Source organism: Sphingomonas zeicaulis (assembly GCF_050433225.1).
In the GTDB taxonomy this organism is placed as follows: Bacteria; Pseudomonadota; Alphaproteobacteria; order Sphingomonadales; family Sphingomonadaceae; genus Sphingomonas_D; species Sphingomonas_D zeicaulis.
In genome coordinates this window covers 90,601-106,833 of the sequence record NZ_JBNPXQ010000009.1, presented here as the reverse complement: position 1 = coordinate 106,833, position 16,233 = coordinate 90,601, and the positions used below count along the sequence as shown (strand labels likewise).

Genomic DNA, 16,233 nt, shown 5'->3' with positions numbered 1-16,233 from the left:
TCTCTCCATCGCGATCAGGGCGCGGGCGTGATGCCCTCGACGCGCACCTTCCAGCCATTTTTGGGAAAGCCGGGGGCATGGCCGGTCGAACCTTCCCAGCCGCCCGCCATCAGCCCCACTGCCATCAGCAGCGAGCCGTTCGACGGGAAATAGGTCTCCGCAGCGCGCCGGTAGCCCGCGCCATCGGGGTTGTTTGCCATCGCGACGCCCCCCGCGCCGCCCGACACCGGCACGAGATCCTCCGCATGGGCATCGAGGTGAACCCGCGGGGTCATGCCCGTTGATCCCCATTGGTTGTTCTTGCGATTGGCAAAGAGCCAGTCGACTGCTTTCTCGGGTTCGCCCAGCCGCGCTGCCGCCATCGCCAGCATCGGAAAGTCCCAGCCCCAGGTTTGGCGCAGATCCCAGTTCGCCTCCACGGCGGCAAGCGTGCGGCGCATCGCCGGCGCGTCGATGCGTGCGCCGGGGATGAAGCCATAGGCCATCAGGAAGGATGGATGGTCGCGATTCTTGCAGGGCTCGGCAGCGGCATCGCCCTTGCACCGTGCAGAGGCCGCGGTCGTCCAAAAATCTTCCATGTTCTCGACGGGAAGATAGAGGCCATCGCGCATCGGCGGCGGGGCGAGGCGGCGCAGGGCATTGTCCCACGCGGGCTTGCGGGGCAGTCCCTGCCGTTCGCGCCATTGCTGCGCGACACCCAGCGCCCAGCGGAAATATTCCAGCTCGAACGTCGGGTTGGTCGTCGTCAGCGGATCATAATTCTCCTGCGCGGGGATCAGCGGCGGGCCCAGGTTCAGCCGACCATTCGTATTGGTGGGCCAGGATGCGAGGAGGTCCGCGGTCGCCTCGACGAGTTCGCCATAGCGGGCGAGCGTCTGCCGTTCCGCCGCGTCGCCCTTGTGGGCGCGCCGGACGAGTTCGGACATCAGGATCGGATGAGGCTGCTGCCACATGAGGAAAGGCGAGACCAGGCTGGGGCTGTTGCGCCCTTCCGGCCCGACCATCTTCGGCCACCATGCGCCCTGCACCTTGTGCCGCGCCGCCTCGGCGCGCGCTTGCGGAAGATGCGCGACATACCAGGGCAGGCTGCGTTCGAGCAGGTCCGGATGCCCCCACAATGCCTGCCACGCCGAATGCCAGGGGTGCATCTCGAGGTGGAACTTGCCGAACCAACTGTTGGAGAACAGGCCTTCTTCCTGCGGCGGCAGTTCGCCCGCGCCATTGATCGCGGAGAGATATTGCGAGAGCACCACCCGCCGTTCCAACTCGGCCGCGCGCGGATCGGTGCTGCCGCTGAAATCGATCGCGCCGCCCTTCGTCCAGAACGCCTGCCAGCGATCGGCCACGGCCGTCGCGCCTGTCCGCGCGTCCGGCAGTGGCTTGAGCGCGGCATCGCGATCGAAGCTGACGACCAGGCGCAGCGCCTCCTGCGTCCCCCTGGCATGCACCGCGCCGTCGCGCTGCATGGCCAGCGCCCCGTCGCTCTCAACCAGTGACCAATAGCGCGTCGCGTCGATGTCGCGCCTGAGATGGATCCTGTGGGTCGCGCTGTGCAGCACCTGCGTCACGCCGCCCCCGTCCCAGCGGGACGGATCGGGATTGATCTTCGGATCGACGCCCGGCCACCGTACGGAAAGGCCCAGGCGTCCGGCCTTCGCCAGCGGCGAGATGACCTCCACCGCCACCGCGTCGCGCCCCGCCAGCACACGCGTCACCACGGTGACCGGGCTGCCCTGATAGGTGAAGCGACTGGTCAGCGTGCCGCGCCACATGTCGAGCCGCTGGCGCGTGTCGGAAACCGCCTCGAACCGCAGCGGCTTGCCATCGATCGTCATCGCTACGCGACCGAGCGAGATGCGGTGCGGATTGGCGCGGAGCCAGTTGATCGCCGGATTTTTGTCGGCGTCACTCCATGATCGCATCCAGGCATAGGGCTGTTCGCCCCGCCCGGGCACCGGCACCTGAACCAGCCCGTCCTTCTCGCTATAGCCCGCCTTGTCCGGCGCCGTGTGCCAGCCCCACTGCGCCATCGTCAGCAGCGGGGCGAGGGGGGAGTAAAGCTCGGGAAAGGTCTGCAGGCCGGTAATGTCGGCGGTGAAGCCGAGATCGCCATTGCCCAGCATCACCGGCGCGTGGGGATCGAGCGTCGTCAGTACGGGGTCGTGTCGCTCGACCAGTGCCTTCCGGTCGATGCCCTGGGCATGGACGGAAGCACTCGCCAGCAACAGCGTGGCGGCGATGCCGAAGCGCGTCGGAAGGCCATTCGCGAAATCTGGGCCCATGCTCTTCTCCTGATCCGGGCGGCTGCGGCTGTTTGGCGCCCCTCATCCGGATAAGCGGAAACGGTGTCAACGACAGATCGGCTTAAAAAGTTGTACGATAAGAAAGGGCGCTTTGCCCTTTTCCCAGCCGTTTTGACGTGTTAGCGGCGTTTCGGACGGGTGTTTTGGCCAGAACTGACCTGACAACCGACAAGCGGAACAGCCTGACCCCACCGGTGGCAAGCCGGCGCGGCCTGAGGGAGAGAGCCATGAAATTCGCGACTGCCCTTGCGTTAAGCCTCGCCGGCACGGCGCTTGCCAGCGTAGGCGCCGATGCCAGGATCATCGCGGTCAACCAACCGGCCCTCACCCTCACAGAAGACCGTATCGGTACGCTGCCGGACGATCGACAGGCGGTGTGGCGCGCCTATCTCCTGCGCTCCAGGGCGCAGATGCAGATCGATCGCCAATCGCTCGTCACCGAACTTGCGCCGGGGCAGACGCCACCCCCGCCGCCGCGGGCGGTCGGGCCCTCGCAATACAACATGCCGATCGATCAGCCGGCGAACTGGTACGGGACGGCGGAGGCGCGACGTATTGCCGATACCATCGTCAGCTTCCAGACGCCGGCGGGCGGATGGAGCAAGAACCAGAACCGCGCCGGCCCTGCGCGCCTGCCTGGCCAGCGCTACGCCAATGATGCCGAGACGATGATCCAGGATCCGGCAAACTTCGATGCGCCCTATGACCGGTTCTGGACCTTCGTTGGCACGCTGGACAATGATGCCACCACCACCGAGATGCGCTTCCTCCAGCGTGTCGCGGCGGCGCTCCCCGGCGAAGACGGCGCGCCCTATCGCGAGAGCTTCGTGCGCGGCGTCCAATATCTGCTCGCGGCACAATATCCCAACGGCGGCTGGCCGCAGATCTGGCCGCTGGAAGGCGGCTTCCACGACGGCATCACCTTTAACGACAACGCCGTCGCCAAGGCCGCGATGCTGCTGCAGGAAGTGGCGACGCGGCCGGATTATCGCTTCGTGCCGCAATATCTGCGCCGCCAATCGGCTGCCGCGGTCGGGCGCGCGGTGGATGTGATCCTGGCCGCGCAGGTGCGGCGTGACGGCAAGAGGCTCGGCTGGCCGCAACAGGTCGATCCGCTGACGCTGGAGCCGATCTCGGCGCGCAATTACGAACCGCGTTCGATAGCCAGCGGGGAGACGACGGACGTGCTGATCTTCCTGATGGACCAGCCCGCCCCCTCGGCCGACGTTCGTGCGGCCGTGGAAGGGGGCATCGCGTGGCTCAAGGCGGTGGCGCTCTACGACCATGCCTGGGAAAAGGTCGGTGACGAGGGGCGCAAGCTGTTCCCGCGCAAGGGCGGGGGGCCTCTGTGGTCGCGCAACTATGACGTCGTCACCGGCCAGCCGATTTTCGGCGACAAGGACCGCTCGATCCATGACGATGTCAATGAGATCTCGATTGGTCGGCGCAACGGCTATAACTGGTGGGTCTCGGCGCCGCAGGCAGCGCTGGATGCGTACGCGAAATGGGTGAAGCAACGCTGAGAGGCGTTGTGCCTCGCGCGTCGTTAACGGCACTCGATCGAGCGGAGCGCCCCTTCCTTCTTCTGTCTTCTGTCTTCTGTCACCCTGCAACCAATAGGGGGGAAGTGGACTTGCCACTTCCTCCTCCGGCTCAGCCTATTCGCACCCGTCAGGCATAGTCGCGGCTAGCCACGATGAACGCCGATCCCTTGTCGAGGAAATGGCGGACGACGCGGAACATCGCGTCCGCCTGATCGACCTGCACGGCATGCGCGGCATCATAGACATAGGTCACGCGACCATTGGGCATGGCGGCGGCGATATGCCGGCCAGCTTCGGGCGGGGTCACGCGATCGAGCGTGCCCATGATCGTCAGCACCTGCGTTTCGATTGTCGGCAGCAGCGCGACAAGTGCATCGTCGACCAGTAGCGGCCCGCCATAGGCCCGGAAGGCGTTGCGGTTGCCCTCGGCCAGTTGGGGCGTCGGGGCCAGGTGCGCCGCCTTTTCGGGATAGGCGAACAGGCCGGCGCGGCCCGCCTGCGGATCCTGCGCCGCCGGGTCCGCGCCGAGGGCGACGCCGGCGGGCGCCTCCAGTACCAGATCGGCCACCAGTTCGGGATGTCGTGCCGCCACATAGAGCGCGACGCGGCCGCCGAATGACCCGCCGAACACATCGATCGCCGCGGCGCCGATGACGGTGCGGATGAAGTCGGCGGCGAGATCCGCCAGATCGACCACGCTTGCAACGCCTTCCAGCATCGCGCTGCCGCCAAAGCCCGGCAGCACCGGCATGATCACGCGGCGCTCTCCCGCCAGTTTTTCCAGCAGCGGGGTCCACAGCGGCCCACCCGATGTGTGCAGCACCAGCAACGGCCGGCCTTCGCCCGCCTCGAAATAGGTGACGACGCCTTTCGCGAGCGCCGCAGTCTTGGTCTCGTACATCTTGCCCCTCGCGCTCACAGGTCGCGGACGTGCGGCAGCACGCGGTCGCGGAACAGTTCCATGCCCTGGCGCACGGTTGAGATCGGCAGATTGCCGATCTGCATGCTCATGTTGATGCCGCCGCAGCCAAGCTCTTGCCTAAACCGCTTGATCTGGTTCACCACGGTTTCCGGGCTGCCGCAGAAGATCGAACCGGCGTCGATCATCTCCTGGATCGTCTTCTTGGCGGCCACCTTGTCGAGCCGGCTGTCATAGCTCGCACCCGCCGCCTGCTTGTTGAAGTATCCGGCCTGCAGCACGAGCTTCAGCGCGTCATAGGTGGGCTTCATCAGCGTTCCGTGGAAGTAGTCCAGCGCGCTCGCGAACACCTCATGCGCTTCCTCGTCGGTTTCGCAGATGCAGGTGCTGGCACCCATCATGATCTCTTCGTCGAGCGGGTCCCAGCCATGGTCATTCGCAGTTCGGCGATAGATGTCGACGTTCGCGCGGGCGAGTTTCATGTCGGAGATCAGCCCCATCGCCATGATCGCGCGGCTTTGCGCGGCGAAGACGGCGGATTCCTCGTTGCTGGCCGACATCAGCACGCGCGGCGGCGACTGGATCGGTCGCGGCCAGATCGAGATCGAACGGAACTGGTAATGCTCGCCTTCCCAGCCGAAGGGCTCTGGCTCCTGCCAGCATTTCATGATCAGTTCCGCGGCTTCCTTCTGCCGCGATCGGGATTCGCCCGGCGGCGAATTATAGGCGACATATTCGTGCGGCACGCCGCGCATGAAACCGGCGATCAGGCGCCCGCCGCTCATCACGTCGATCATCGCATATTCTTCGGCAACGCGGACCGGGTTCGAGAGTGGCAGCAGATTGCCGACCATGCCCAGCGCGATCGTCTTGGTTTCACGCGCGAGGATGGAGCCGATCAGGTTGCAATTGGCCATCGTGCCGTACGGGCTGAAATGATGCTCGTTGCACAGAGCCATATCGAAACCGCACGCCTCGGCATGCACCAGCAGGTCGGTATAGTCGTGATAGAGCTGGCGCCCGACTTCCGGATCATAGTCCCGGTTGGGCGTGGGATAGGTGCGCGGCGGCTCCGGATAGTGCGGCCATGGCATCAGGTTGAAGAAACCGAACTTCATCTTGGCTCCCGGCTTGTGGATATCGATGGATCAGGATGGAATGGCGCTGACCGAGCGGCGCAGCGCCGCACGGCCGATCGTCAGCGTGGCGAAACCCGCTGCGGCGCCGACGCCGCCGACGATCGCCATCGACAGACCTAGGCTGGTCGGGCGGCCGAACACATGATCGGTCAAGAATGCGGTCACCAGGGCGATGACGGCCTGGCCCAGCACGTTCTGGACGAAGAAGAACAGCGCGACATAGATGCCGCGCAGCCGGTTCGGCGCGATGGCGGCGGCGACCACCGCGTGGTGGCCAACGGACGCGCAGACGAGAAACACCAGAATCGCGAGCGTCGCCAGCGCCGCCCAGGCGTTAGCCAGCAGCGGCATCGCGATCGACACCGGCACGAGCACCGCTGCACACCACATGCCGGTGCGAAACGCGGCGTCACCATGTCCCGCGGCTTGCGCGCGATCGGTCATCAACGCGCCGAGCCATTGCCCCAACGTGGTCGGCACGAGGAAGATGAGCGCGAGCGGCAACGCCAGCACGCCGGGCCCCATGTCATGCAGCCGTCCGAACAGTGCGGGCCCCCACAGCAGGAAGCCGGCGAAGGGCAGGTTGATGAAGCTGTAGCCCAGGATGTAGCAGGCCGAGACGCGCCTGTTCGCGCGCAGGAAGGCCAGCAACCGCACCGAGCCGTCCGCGGCCGCCGCCGCAAGGCTGCGACGCGGTGGCTCCCGCATGGTCAGCGTGACGGCAGCTAGCAGCAGGCCGGGCAGACCAGTTGCAGCGAAGACGAAGCGCCATGGTGACAAGGCCCCCAGCACCGGCATGTCGATGCCGCCGTGCCCGGAGGCAAAGCTGATCAGCGCTCCGCCGACGAGATAGGCGACGCTCGACCCCAGCGAGACGCCGAGCGTGTAGATGGCGACCGCACGACCGCGCTTCTCCGGCGGGAAATAATCGGCGATCAGCGAATAGGCGGCGGGTGACAGCGCCGCTTCGCCGATGCCGACGCCGACCCGCGCCAGAAACAGCCAGCCGAAGCTCGGGGCGAGCCCCGATGCGATGGTGCACAGGCTCCACAAGGCGATGCCCGCCGCCACGATAACCCTTCGGGAGATACGGTCGACCAGCCAGCCGATCGGCAGGCCGACCGTGACGTAGAACAGCGAGAAGGCAACCCCGCCCACCAGCGCGAACTGCATGTCGGTGAGGCCGAGATCCGTCGAGATGGGCCGGATCAGGATCGACAGGATGATCCGGTCGATGAAGGACAGGATATAGGCAAGCAGCAGCAGCAGCAGCGCCCAGCGCGCCTGTTGGCGTGGCGGCCAGCTGCCGCCCCTGGACGCGGACTCCACCATCTCGAACCCCCTGATGGTATGCTGATATGACTGTCATACAAACATAGCGTTCGAGGTTTGGCAATCCTTCGTTGCGCGGGCGCCGTATCGTAAATGCCGCGCTGGCGGCGGCTGAGCGTGGTCGACGCCGAAAGCGGGGCTACGTGCGTCGATTCATATCAATCATGTGTCGTGAAATATCTGTTCGCCGCGATGAGATATATGCAATAGCGATTCCGCCCAGCCGATCGTGCGATGGCCGTATGAATGGGCGCCTTGGGAGAGACGCGTGAAAGCTGTGCACCGGACCCGCCGAATGGCGGCGTTTTTCGTCGAAAGCCGCGCGGTGCTGTCGGTGCCCATTCGAGCCAGTCTCGCGCTGCTTCTCCTTTGCCTGTCGCTGTCGGCCCCGGCACAGGCGCGGACGGTGCGAGAGAATGTGGCGATCGCGGATGGCTGGCGGTCTGCAGTGTTCGACGCCGAAGCGGATGGGAAACTCCCTGCGGCGCAAGGCTTCGAAGCGGTGGCGTTCGACGATGCCGCCTGGGCGACCGTCTCGGTGCCGCACAACTGGCAGGGCTATGCCTTTGCCCGCCAGGTTGTGAAGGGCGCGCGCCATGGCAGCGCCTGGTATCGCCGCCACGTGTCGATCGCGGTGCCCCGGGCGGACGAGCGCATCCTGCTGATGTTTGAGGGCGCAGCGAGCTATGCCACCGTCTGGGTCAATGGCAGGCAGGTCGGCCGGCACGCGGGCGGGCTCACCAGCTTCACCCTCGACATCACCGATGCGGCGCGCGCCGGCGACAATCTGATCGCCGTTCGCACCGACAATCCCGCCAACATCCGTGACCTGCCCTGGATCTCAGGAGACGATCTCGAAAAGAATGGCTGCTGTGAGGGATCGCAGCCGTTCGGGCTGTTCCGGCCGGTGCATGTGGTGCGCGCATCGTCGTTGCGGGTGGCGCCGTTCGGCGTGTTCGCCTGGGGTGCGCTCGGGCAGGTGAATATAGACCGTGCGGACCTGATGGTACGCAACGAGATCCTCAACGACGCCGGGCGCGCGCGCGATTTCGAGATCGTGAACCAGATCGTCGATCCGTTCGGCAAGGTGGTGTCCGAAGCCCGCATTCGCCAGCGGCTGGCGGCGGGCGCCCGTGGTCAATATGATCACGCCTTGCCGACGATCGCGCGTCCGCGGCTCTGGTCGCCGGAGGCTCCGACGCTCTACAGCCTGCGGGCGCGGATCATGGAGAATGGCCGGGTCGTCGATGAGACCAGCACGCCCTATGGCATCCGCACGGTCGAGATCCGCGCTGCGGCTGATGGCAGCCGGCGCTTCTTCCTCAACGGGCAGCCGATGACGCTGCGTGGCATCGCCGAATATGAACATAATCTCGGCGGATCGCACGCCTTCTCGCCCGAGCAGGTCGATGCGCGGATCGCGCAGGTGGAGGCGGCCGGCTTCAACGCCTTCCGCGACGGCCATTATCCCCACAATTTCCGTTACGGCGATCGGCTGGCGCAGGATGGCGTGCTTTGGTGGACCCAGTTCAGCGCCGCACTCTATTTCGACACTCCTGAATTCCGCACCGGCTTTCGTGCATTGATGGCGGATTGGGTGCGCGAGCGGCGCAACAACCCGGCCGTGTTCATGTGGGGGCTGCAGAACGAGAGCAAGCTGCCCAAGGCGTTCGCCGAGGAAATGGTCGCGCTGATCCGCGAACTGGATCCGACCGCCTCGAAGCAGCGGCTGATCACCACCTGCAACGGCGGTGAGGGTTCCGACTGGAATGTGCCGCAGAACTGGTCCGGCACCTATGGCGGTGATCCCGCCAAATATGGCGAGGAACTGATCAAGCAGGCGCTGGTCGGCGAATATGGGGCGTGGCGTTCGCTCGAACTGCACAGCGAGGCGCCGCATTCCGATGGCGTGCTCTCCGAAACGCGGATGGCCGCGCTGATGCAGCAGAAGGCGCATCTGGCGGATGAAGTCGCCGATCGCAGTGTCGGGCAGTTCCACTGGCTGCTCACCACCCACGAAAATCCCGGCCGGCCGATGAAGATGGACGGCACCCAGATCTGGGATGGCATCCGCGAACTCGATCATGTCGGCCCCGCCAACAACAAGGGGCTGATGACGCTGTGGGGCGAGCCGCTGGACGTCTACTACATGTTCCGCGCGCGGCAGGTGCCGGCGGCGGAAGGGCCGATGGTCTATATCGTCTCGCACACCTGGCCTGATCGCTGGCAGGCGCCGGGTCGCAAGTCGGGCATCGAGGTCTATTCGAACTGCCCGGAAGTGGAGCTGTTCAACGGCCGCTACAGCCTCGGCCGGCGCGCGCGCGATGGCGAGGGCCGCTTCCGCTGGGATGATGTCGAGGTCCGCACCAGCATCCTGTCTGCCACCTGCATCGTGGCTGGCGCGGTCCGCGCGCGGGATACGATCCGGCTCAACAACCTGCCTGCTGAAACGCAGGCACCCGCCAAGGCGGCACGCGACGTGGTGAAGGTGGAGAAGGGCCGCCATTATCTCTATCGCGTCAACGCCGGCGGGCCCGAACTTGTCGATGCCGATGGCAATCGCTGGCTGGGCGACAGGCATCTGGTAGCGGGTGCCGCCTGGGGCTGGCGAAGCTGGGCGGATGCCTATGGCGAGCTCGATCCGCAGCTCGGCAGCCGCCGCAAGAGCTTCGACATGATCGAAGGCACCGCGACGCCGGCGCTGTTCCAAAGCTATCGCTACGGACGCGAGCAGCTCAGCTACAGTTTCGCGGTGCCTGATGGCGATTATCGCATTGAACTCTACTTCGCCGAGCCCTGGTATGGTCGCGCCGGCATTGACGCGCGCGGGTGGCGGCTGTTCGACGTCGCGGTCAATGGCCGCACGGTGATCCGCGACCTCGACCTGTTCAAGGAAGCCGGCTTCGGCCGCGCGATCCGCAAGATCGTCACCGCGCGCGCCGAGGGCGGTAAGCTGCTGCTGAGCTTCCCGCGCGTCGCGGCGGGGCAGGCAGTCATCTCGGCCATCGCGATCTCCGCCGCCCGGCCCGGCGAGGCGCAGCGGCCGCAGGGAACCGATCTGATCGCGGCAGTGGAAGGCGATGCCGCCGCGCTGTCCTATCTCGACAATGGCGATGCCGCGACGACGGACGGCGCCGTCCGCTGGACAGGTCTCTCGCACGAACTGCTCGACAGCGATTGGGTGCGGGCCGGCGGGGGGGCCACCGTGCAGTTGCGGACCGATGCCCGGCTCTATCTCGCGCTACCGCAGGGCATGGCCACACCCGCCGGCTGGCAGGAAAGCAAGCTGAAGGGCGCGACCGGCGCCGACGTCAGGCGCTTCGTCACCCGCCGCGCCGGGGCGGGCGAGTGGATCGCGGTCGGCGCCGGCGTGCCCCTGCTTGTGCGCCGCCCGCTGCTGTCCCCTTATGCGCCGGGTACCTTCCTCGGCGGCCGTGGCCGCGGCATAACCGATGCCGAACTGCCCGCGAACAGCGTGACCAACGGATCGGTGCAGACCAATGTGAAGGGCTATGGCGGCCAGGGCTTCATCGCCTTCGGCGCGGGCGCGTCCACGCTGGGCTGGACGATCGAAACCGGCGTCGCCGGCCGCCACCGTATCGCGCTGCGCTATGCAAAGAGCGGTGCCGCGCCCGCGGACGCGCGACTTTCGATCCGCGACGCGAGCGGCATCGCGGTGGTGACGATGGCGCTTCGCTTCGCGTCAGGTGACGGCTGGCAGGATGTCGCCGTGGAAACGCCGTCGATGATCAACGCCGGCACCTACAAGGTCGAGCTCGATCTGGCGGACGGCAGCGGTCTCGCGATCGACTCGATGCAGCTCGACTAAGCGACGGAATGGACAACCGCGTCGAGGATGATCAAATCGCGGCCAACACCGCCAGGCGGGCTGGCGGCACATTTCACTGCTTCTGCGCCGCCACCACGCGCAGGATGTTGCCGCTCCACATCTTCTCGATGTCCGCGTCGGAATAGCCCGCGGCGCGCAGCCGCTCGGTGATGCTGGGCAGCGCGGTAATATCCTCGATGCCTTTCAGCCCGCCGCCGCCGTCCCAGTCGGCACCGAAGCAGATATGGTCGACGCCGCCGACCTCGATCGCGCGCAGCACCATCTTCATATAGCTCTCGAAGTCCGCCGCCCACATCGACTCGGTCTTGTCGAGTTCGTGCCAGCGGCGAATGAAATCGGCCTGCTCGGTGGGCGACATCGCGTCCATATGCTCATATTTGCCGAACAGCTCGGCGCGTTCGGGCGAGAGGTTCATCTCCGACAGGAAGATCGTCGAGATGCACATCGCGCCGCCTTTCGCCGCCAGCTTGCGCAGCCGCCCTTCATCGAGGTTGCGGGGATTGTCGTACGCCGAACGCAGAGAGGAGTGGGAGAGCAGGATCGGATGTTTCGACAGTTCGAGAAGCTGGTCGAAAGCCGCGTCGGACGCGTGGCTGGCGTCGATCACGATGCCCAACCGGTTCATCTCGGCGACCCACTGTCTGCCCAGCGGGCTCAGCCCGTTCCAGCGCGGCGTGTCGGTGGCTGAATCGGCGAACTGGTTGTTCTTGGAGTGGACCGGCCCCGCCAGCCGCACGCCGCGCTTGTAGAACTCGTCGAGCAGCTTCAGGTCTTCACCCAGCGGGTAGCTGTTCTCCATCGACTTGAAAGCGATCAGCTTACCGTCCTTTTCCAGCCGCCGCGCATCGTCGGCGGTCAGTGCCGGCGCGATGCTCGCGGCGTTGGCGGCGATCACCGTGTCGATCAGGTCCGAACGCTTGCGCGCGAAGGCGAGCGCATCGGCAAAGCCCTTCGGGGTTAGCGGCCCCTGGTCGGTGTAGATCGCGAAGAAGCCGCCATCGAGATTGCCGTCCTTCATCCGCGGGATGTCGATCTGCGACAGGTCGGTCGCGAGATTATGGCGATCGGCGAAGTTCCAGCCCTCGCGCGTGAAGTGCAGCGGCGTATCGATGTGGGTGTCGAGCACCAGCATCTTCGCGTGCGGCACCGGACCGGTTTCGGCCTGGCGGTTGGTCTCGTCCGCCGTCGGCGAGCAGGCGGCAAGCGCGGTAGCACCGAGAAGAGCCAGCCGCTTCACTTGACGGCCTCCACCGGACGCAGGTCGAGATCCTGATAGTCCCAACTGAAGTCGGCGATTTTGCTGACGGGCTTCAGCGTCACCCCGGTCACCCTGCCGTCCGCGTCGAGCGCGAAGGTGACATAGGCGGGCTCGATCGCCGGATCGTCGAACGCGGTGACGAAGCTGTCATATTGCCAATGCTCCAGCCGGCCCGCCATGCGCGGGGTCGAGGTGAAATCGATGGTCAGGCCGCGCGGGCCCGACGCCACCACGACATCGCCATACCACGGGTCTCGGTAGCGGCCAGCGTAGCGCGCGGTCGGCAGCGAGGGGCCGACCTTGGCGGGGGGCGCCGCGCGGGTGCTGGCCAGGAACTTGCGACCATCCTCCAGCCGCGCCTCGAACCAGTCCTGCCATTTCGTCGTCCAGCCATAATCGGGCTGGTCGAGATAATGGTCGAGCAGATCGTAATAGAGCCCGAGGATCATGCCGCTATCCTCTGAATTCATCATGATCGCGAAAGCGATGTCGCGATCGGGGATCAGCACGACGCGGGTGATCGATCCGAACACGCCGCCGCTGTGCTGAATGATGCGGTGGCCGCGATAATCCTGCACCTGCCAACCCAGCGCATAGGCCTGGTAATTGGGTTGGGCGGGTTTCAGGTTGTCGGGCAGCGGGGTGATCGGCATCGAGACGACCGGCGTCCACATCTCGGTTGCCTGCGCCTCGCTGAACAGCCGCCCGCCGCCGGGCAGCGCGCCATGGGCGAGCTGGATCTTCAGCCACGCCGCCATATCCTCCGCGCTCAGCGCCAGCCCGCCGGCGGGGGCACCATTGCGGCCCAGCTCGTCGCGCTCGTCGAGCGCCTGCTGCGGCCCCAGCCCGCGCAGCGCGCCGGAAAGGCGGGCATGCGGCCAGGAGCGGTTGGGCGTGCGGAAGCGATCCTCGCTGTCGCTGGTCGCCTGCTTCATGCCACCGGGGCGAAGCACACGATCGCGGATGAATTCCTCCCAGCGCTGGCCGCTGACCTCCTCGATCAACTGGCCGGCGACGGCGTAGAGGATATTGTCATAGGCATAGGCCGACCGGAAGCTGGTGCGCGGCTTGAGGAAGGCGACGCGCTCCACCGTCTGGCGCCGCGTCAGGTGCGTGCGCGGCACGAACATCAGGTCGCCCTGGCCGAGGCCGAGGCCGCTGCGATGGACGAGCAGATCACGGATGGTGATCTCGCGCGTCACCCACGCATCGTACATGCGGAACCAGGGGATGTGCTTGATGACCGGATCGTCCCACGCGATCTTGCCCTCGTCGACGAGGATGGCGAGCGCCGCGGCGGTCATCGCCTTGCCGGTCGATCCGGTCTGGAACAATGTCTGGCCGTCAATCGGCGCCTTCTCGCCGATCTTGCGCACGCCCCAACCGCGCGCGACCGTCGTCTTGCCCTTCTCCACGACGGCGATGGACACGCCGGGCGCGCCGATCTTCTGGCGCAGCGTCTCGACCATCGTGTCGAGATCGGCCGGCGGCTCCCCGCGCGCGGGCATCGCAAGCGCGCAGAGCAGGGGGAGCAGCAGGAAGCGGGCAGGGCTCATGATGAAATCTCCGCGCGGAGCAGGCGATGGACGCCGATGGTGAGCAGGGGGGCAACGAACACGGCGAGGAACAGCCAGGCGAGGAAGCGGTAGCCGCTGGCGATGAGATCGACGAGGCCGATGCGGGCCGCAACGAACATGCAGCCGGCGAGGATCGCAGCCCCGATGATGGCGCGCGCCGCCGTCGTCAGCGGCGGCCGGCCGCGGCCCTCGATCGCGCCCGAGATCCGCTCGTTGATCGCATGGACCGCGCCCGCGCCGCTTTCGAGCAACGCGGCGAAGATCATCACCTGGAACAGGATGTGGAACGCGGGCACGCCCATCTGCCGCAACAGGAAGTCGGACGGCAAGGTTTCGGCACCGATCGCCGGATAGAAGGCCATCATCGCCACGAAGAACAGGATCGCCGGTGCCATCGCCAGCGGGCCCGCGATGATGCCGGCGACGATCGCGTCGCGCCGGCTGGTCAGGTGGCGCAGCACCGGCAGGATCACGACCGCGCCGACGATGTTGTAGCTGGCATAGGTCAGCCCGCCCGCCACCCAATTGCCCTGCGGCGGCGGCGCCTCGGCAAACCCTTCGCCGATCAGCCCGCCGAACTTGGCGAGCGCGAGCAGCAGGAACAGCGCGTAGACGCTGTACAACAGGATCGAGACATATTTGAACATCTCCTCGACCACGCCGGTGCCCCATGCCGTTACGGCGACGATCGCCGCGGCGAGCAGCACCGATCCCGCCGCCGCCGGCCATCCGAAGGTGGCGGCACCGATCGCACCGGCGGCGGCGCCGAACACCGCGAGGATGAGGATGACGAAGATCAGATAGGCCGCTTCGAACGCGACCCAGGCCGGCCCGAGCAGCTTCCGGAAGAAGCTGCGATAGTCATAGGCATCCATCGCCCGGGCAAGCGCGAAGGTGAGGGCGGCGATCAGGCTCCACGCGGCCGTGGCAAGCAGCATCGCGGCAAGCCCGCCCCACGGCCCGGCGGGCACGAAATATTCGGCCAGCTCGCGGCCGGTGGCATAGCCGCCGCCGATGATGACCGCCTTCAGCGCAAAGCCGGGGAGCAGGTAGCGTTGGAAGCGGGTGGCGGAGGTCATGAGAGCGGCGCCGGCACGCTCCCTCTCCCTTCGGGGGAGAGGGTTGGGGTGAGGGGAAGTCGCGCTGGGCTTACAGCGTCGTCATACTTAGCACCGGAATGCTGCGCATTCCGCAGATCGTGCCGATGGCCCGATCTGGCCCTCACCCATCCTCTCCCCCGAGGGGAGAGGGGCCGGTTGGGCGTCACTTGACGCAATTCTCGACCAACGCCTCGAACCCGGCCCCGCCACGGATCGGATCCGCCACCGGCAGGCCAAGCCGTTCCCGCTCCGCCGCCATCAGCGCCTCGGCGGCCTCCGCGCTGTATCGCGACGTGTTCAGGCTCACGCCCACGCAGCGGATCGCCGGATTGGTCCGGCTGCCCAAGCGAATGGTGAGGTCGATCACCTCTTCGATGCTTGGCAGCGCGAAATCCTCAAGGCCCAGTATCACGCTGCGGCTGGGATCATGGCACACCACGAATACATCCGGCTGGCTGCCATGAAGCAGCCCCAGCGACACCGCTGCATAGGCCGGGTTGAACAGCGATCCCTGGCCCTCGATCAGATCCCAATGGTCGTCCGGCGCATCGGGGCTCAGCATTTCCGCGGCGCCCGCCTCGAAGTCGGAGATCACCGCGTCCATCGGCATGCCGCCGCCGGCGATCATGATGCCGGTCTGGCCGGTCGCGCGGAAATCGGCGTTCAGCCCGCGCGCCACGAACGCACGGTGCAGTGCCAGTGCGGTATATTTTTTGCCAAGCGCACAGTCGGTGCCCACCGTCAGCAGTCGCTTACCGCTGCGCTTGCGACCGGTGCCGACGGGAATGTTGGCGGGCGGAGTGCGGATGTCGATCAGCCGCCGGCCGGTGCGCTTCGCCGCCTCGGCCAATGCCGGCACCGCGCCCAGCCGCGCATGGAGCCCGCTGACGATGTCGAGACCGGCCTCCATCGCTTCGACCAGCACGGAGATCCAGCTCTCGCCGATGATCCCGCCCTGGTTGGCGACCCCGATCACCAGCGATCGTGCGCCCGCAGCCTGCGCCTCGGCCGGCGACAGTCTGGGCAGGCCGGTGGTGACGGTGCAACCCGCGGCCGAGCATTCGCCCACGCACCGGTCCGCCGCCCAGTCGGCGAGGCCGAAGGCGGTCTTGGCGAAGCCGGCCTCCGTCGTGTCGCCAAGGAACAGCAGATAGGGCTGCGGCAGCGTCAGGCTTTCGACCAGACGGCCTGTCGGCGCGTTCATATTGTTT

The 16,233-nt window shown here is 66.6% G+C and carries 10 protein-coding genes; 2 read left to right on the top strand and 8 right to left on the bottom strand.

Annotated elements, in window-relative coordinates; translation table 11 throughout:
• Window positions 1-14: 14 nt before the first annotated feature.
• Entirely contained in the window at window positions 15-2,282 is a 2,268-nt protein-coding gene (locus tag FHS96_RS24070) for a hypothetical protein (RefSeq protein ID WP_429598001.1), read from the bottom strand.
• A 248-nt stretch (window positions 2,283-2,530) separates the two neighbouring features.
• Between FHS96_RS24070 and pelA the strand changes: the two genes are divergently transcribed.
• On the top strand, window positions 2,531-3,826 hold the full coding sequence (gene pelA / locus FHS96_RS24065) for a pectate lyase (protein ID WP_429597999.1): 1,296 nt from the start codon (window positions 2,531-2,533) through the stop codon (window positions 3,824-3,826).
• Between the two features lie 148 nt (window positions 3,827-3,974).
• Here pelA and FHS96_RS24060 read toward each other — a convergent pair whose 3' ends face one another.
• The 3 genes from FHS96_RS24060 to FHS96_RS24050 are packed head-to-tail and all read right to left on the bottom strand — an operon-like array spanning window position 3,975 to window position 7,237.
• Complete coding sequence (locus FHS96_RS24060; protein ID WP_429597997.1) at window positions 3,975-4,748, bottom strand: alpha/beta fold hydrolase; 774 nt, start codon at window positions 4,746-4,748, stop codon at window positions 3,975-3,977.
• Window positions 4,749-4,762: 14 nt separating this feature from the next.
• On the bottom strand, window positions 4,763-5,884 hold the full coding sequence (locus FHS96_RS24055; protein ID WP_429597995.1) for an LLM class flavin-dependent oxidoreductase: 1,122 nt from the start codon (window positions 5,882-5,884) through the stop codon (window positions 4,763-4,765).
• 30 nt (window positions 5,885-5,914) lie between these two features.
• Complete coding sequence (locus FHS96_RS24050) at window positions 5,915-7,237, bottom strand: MFS transporter (RefSeq protein WP_429597993.1); 1,323 nt, start codon at window positions 7,235-7,237, stop codon at window positions 5,915-5,917.
• 295 nt (window positions 7,238-7,532) lie between these two features.
• Between FHS96_RS24050 and FHS96_RS24045 the strand changes: the two genes are divergently transcribed.
• Window positions 7,533-11,066, top strand: a complete 3,534-nt coding sequence (locus FHS96_RS24045; protein WP_429597991.1) for a malectin domain-containing carbohydrate-binding protein — start codon at window positions 7,533-7,535, stop codon at window positions 11,064-11,066.
• A gap of 73 nt (window positions 11,067-11,139) precedes the next feature.
• Here FHS96_RS24045 and FHS96_RS24040 read toward each other — a convergent pair whose 3' ends face one another.
• The 4 genes from FHS96_RS24040 to FHS96_RS24025 all read right to left on the bottom strand — a co-directional run bounded on the left by FHS96_RS24040 (window position 11,140) and on the right by FHS96_RS24025 (window position 16,226).
• Window positions 11,140-12,324 carry a dipeptidase gene (locus tag FHS96_RS24040; RefSeq protein WP_429597989.1) on the bottom strand — a complete coding sequence of 395 codons (1,185 nt, stop codon included), beginning with the start codon at window positions 12,322-12,324 and terminating at the stop codon, window positions 11,140-11,142.
• Complete coding sequence (locus FHS96_RS24035; RefSeq protein WP_429597987.1) at window positions 12,321-13,901, bottom strand: serine hydrolase; 1,581 nt, start codon at window positions 13,899-13,901, stop codon at window positions 12,321-12,323. Before FHS96_RS24035 ends, FHS96_RS24040 begins: the two co-directional genes overlap by 4 nt.
• Complete coding sequence (locus FHS96_RS24030; protein WP_429597985.1) at window positions 13,898-15,001, bottom strand: YkvI family membrane protein; 1,104 nt, start codon at window positions 14,999-15,001, stop codon at window positions 13,898-13,900. The genes FHS96_RS24035 and FHS96_RS24030 overlap by 4 nt, the downstream gene beginning before the upstream one ends.
• 184 nt (window positions 15,002-15,185) lie before the next feature.
• Window positions 15,186-16,226 carry an N-acetyltransferase DgcN family protein gene (locus tag FHS96_RS24025; protein ID WP_429597984.1) on the bottom strand — a complete coding sequence of 347 codons (1,041 nt, stop codon included), beginning with the start codon at window positions 16,224-16,226 and terminating at the stop codon, window positions 15,186-15,188.
• Window positions 16,227-16,233 lie beyond the last annotated feature (7 nt).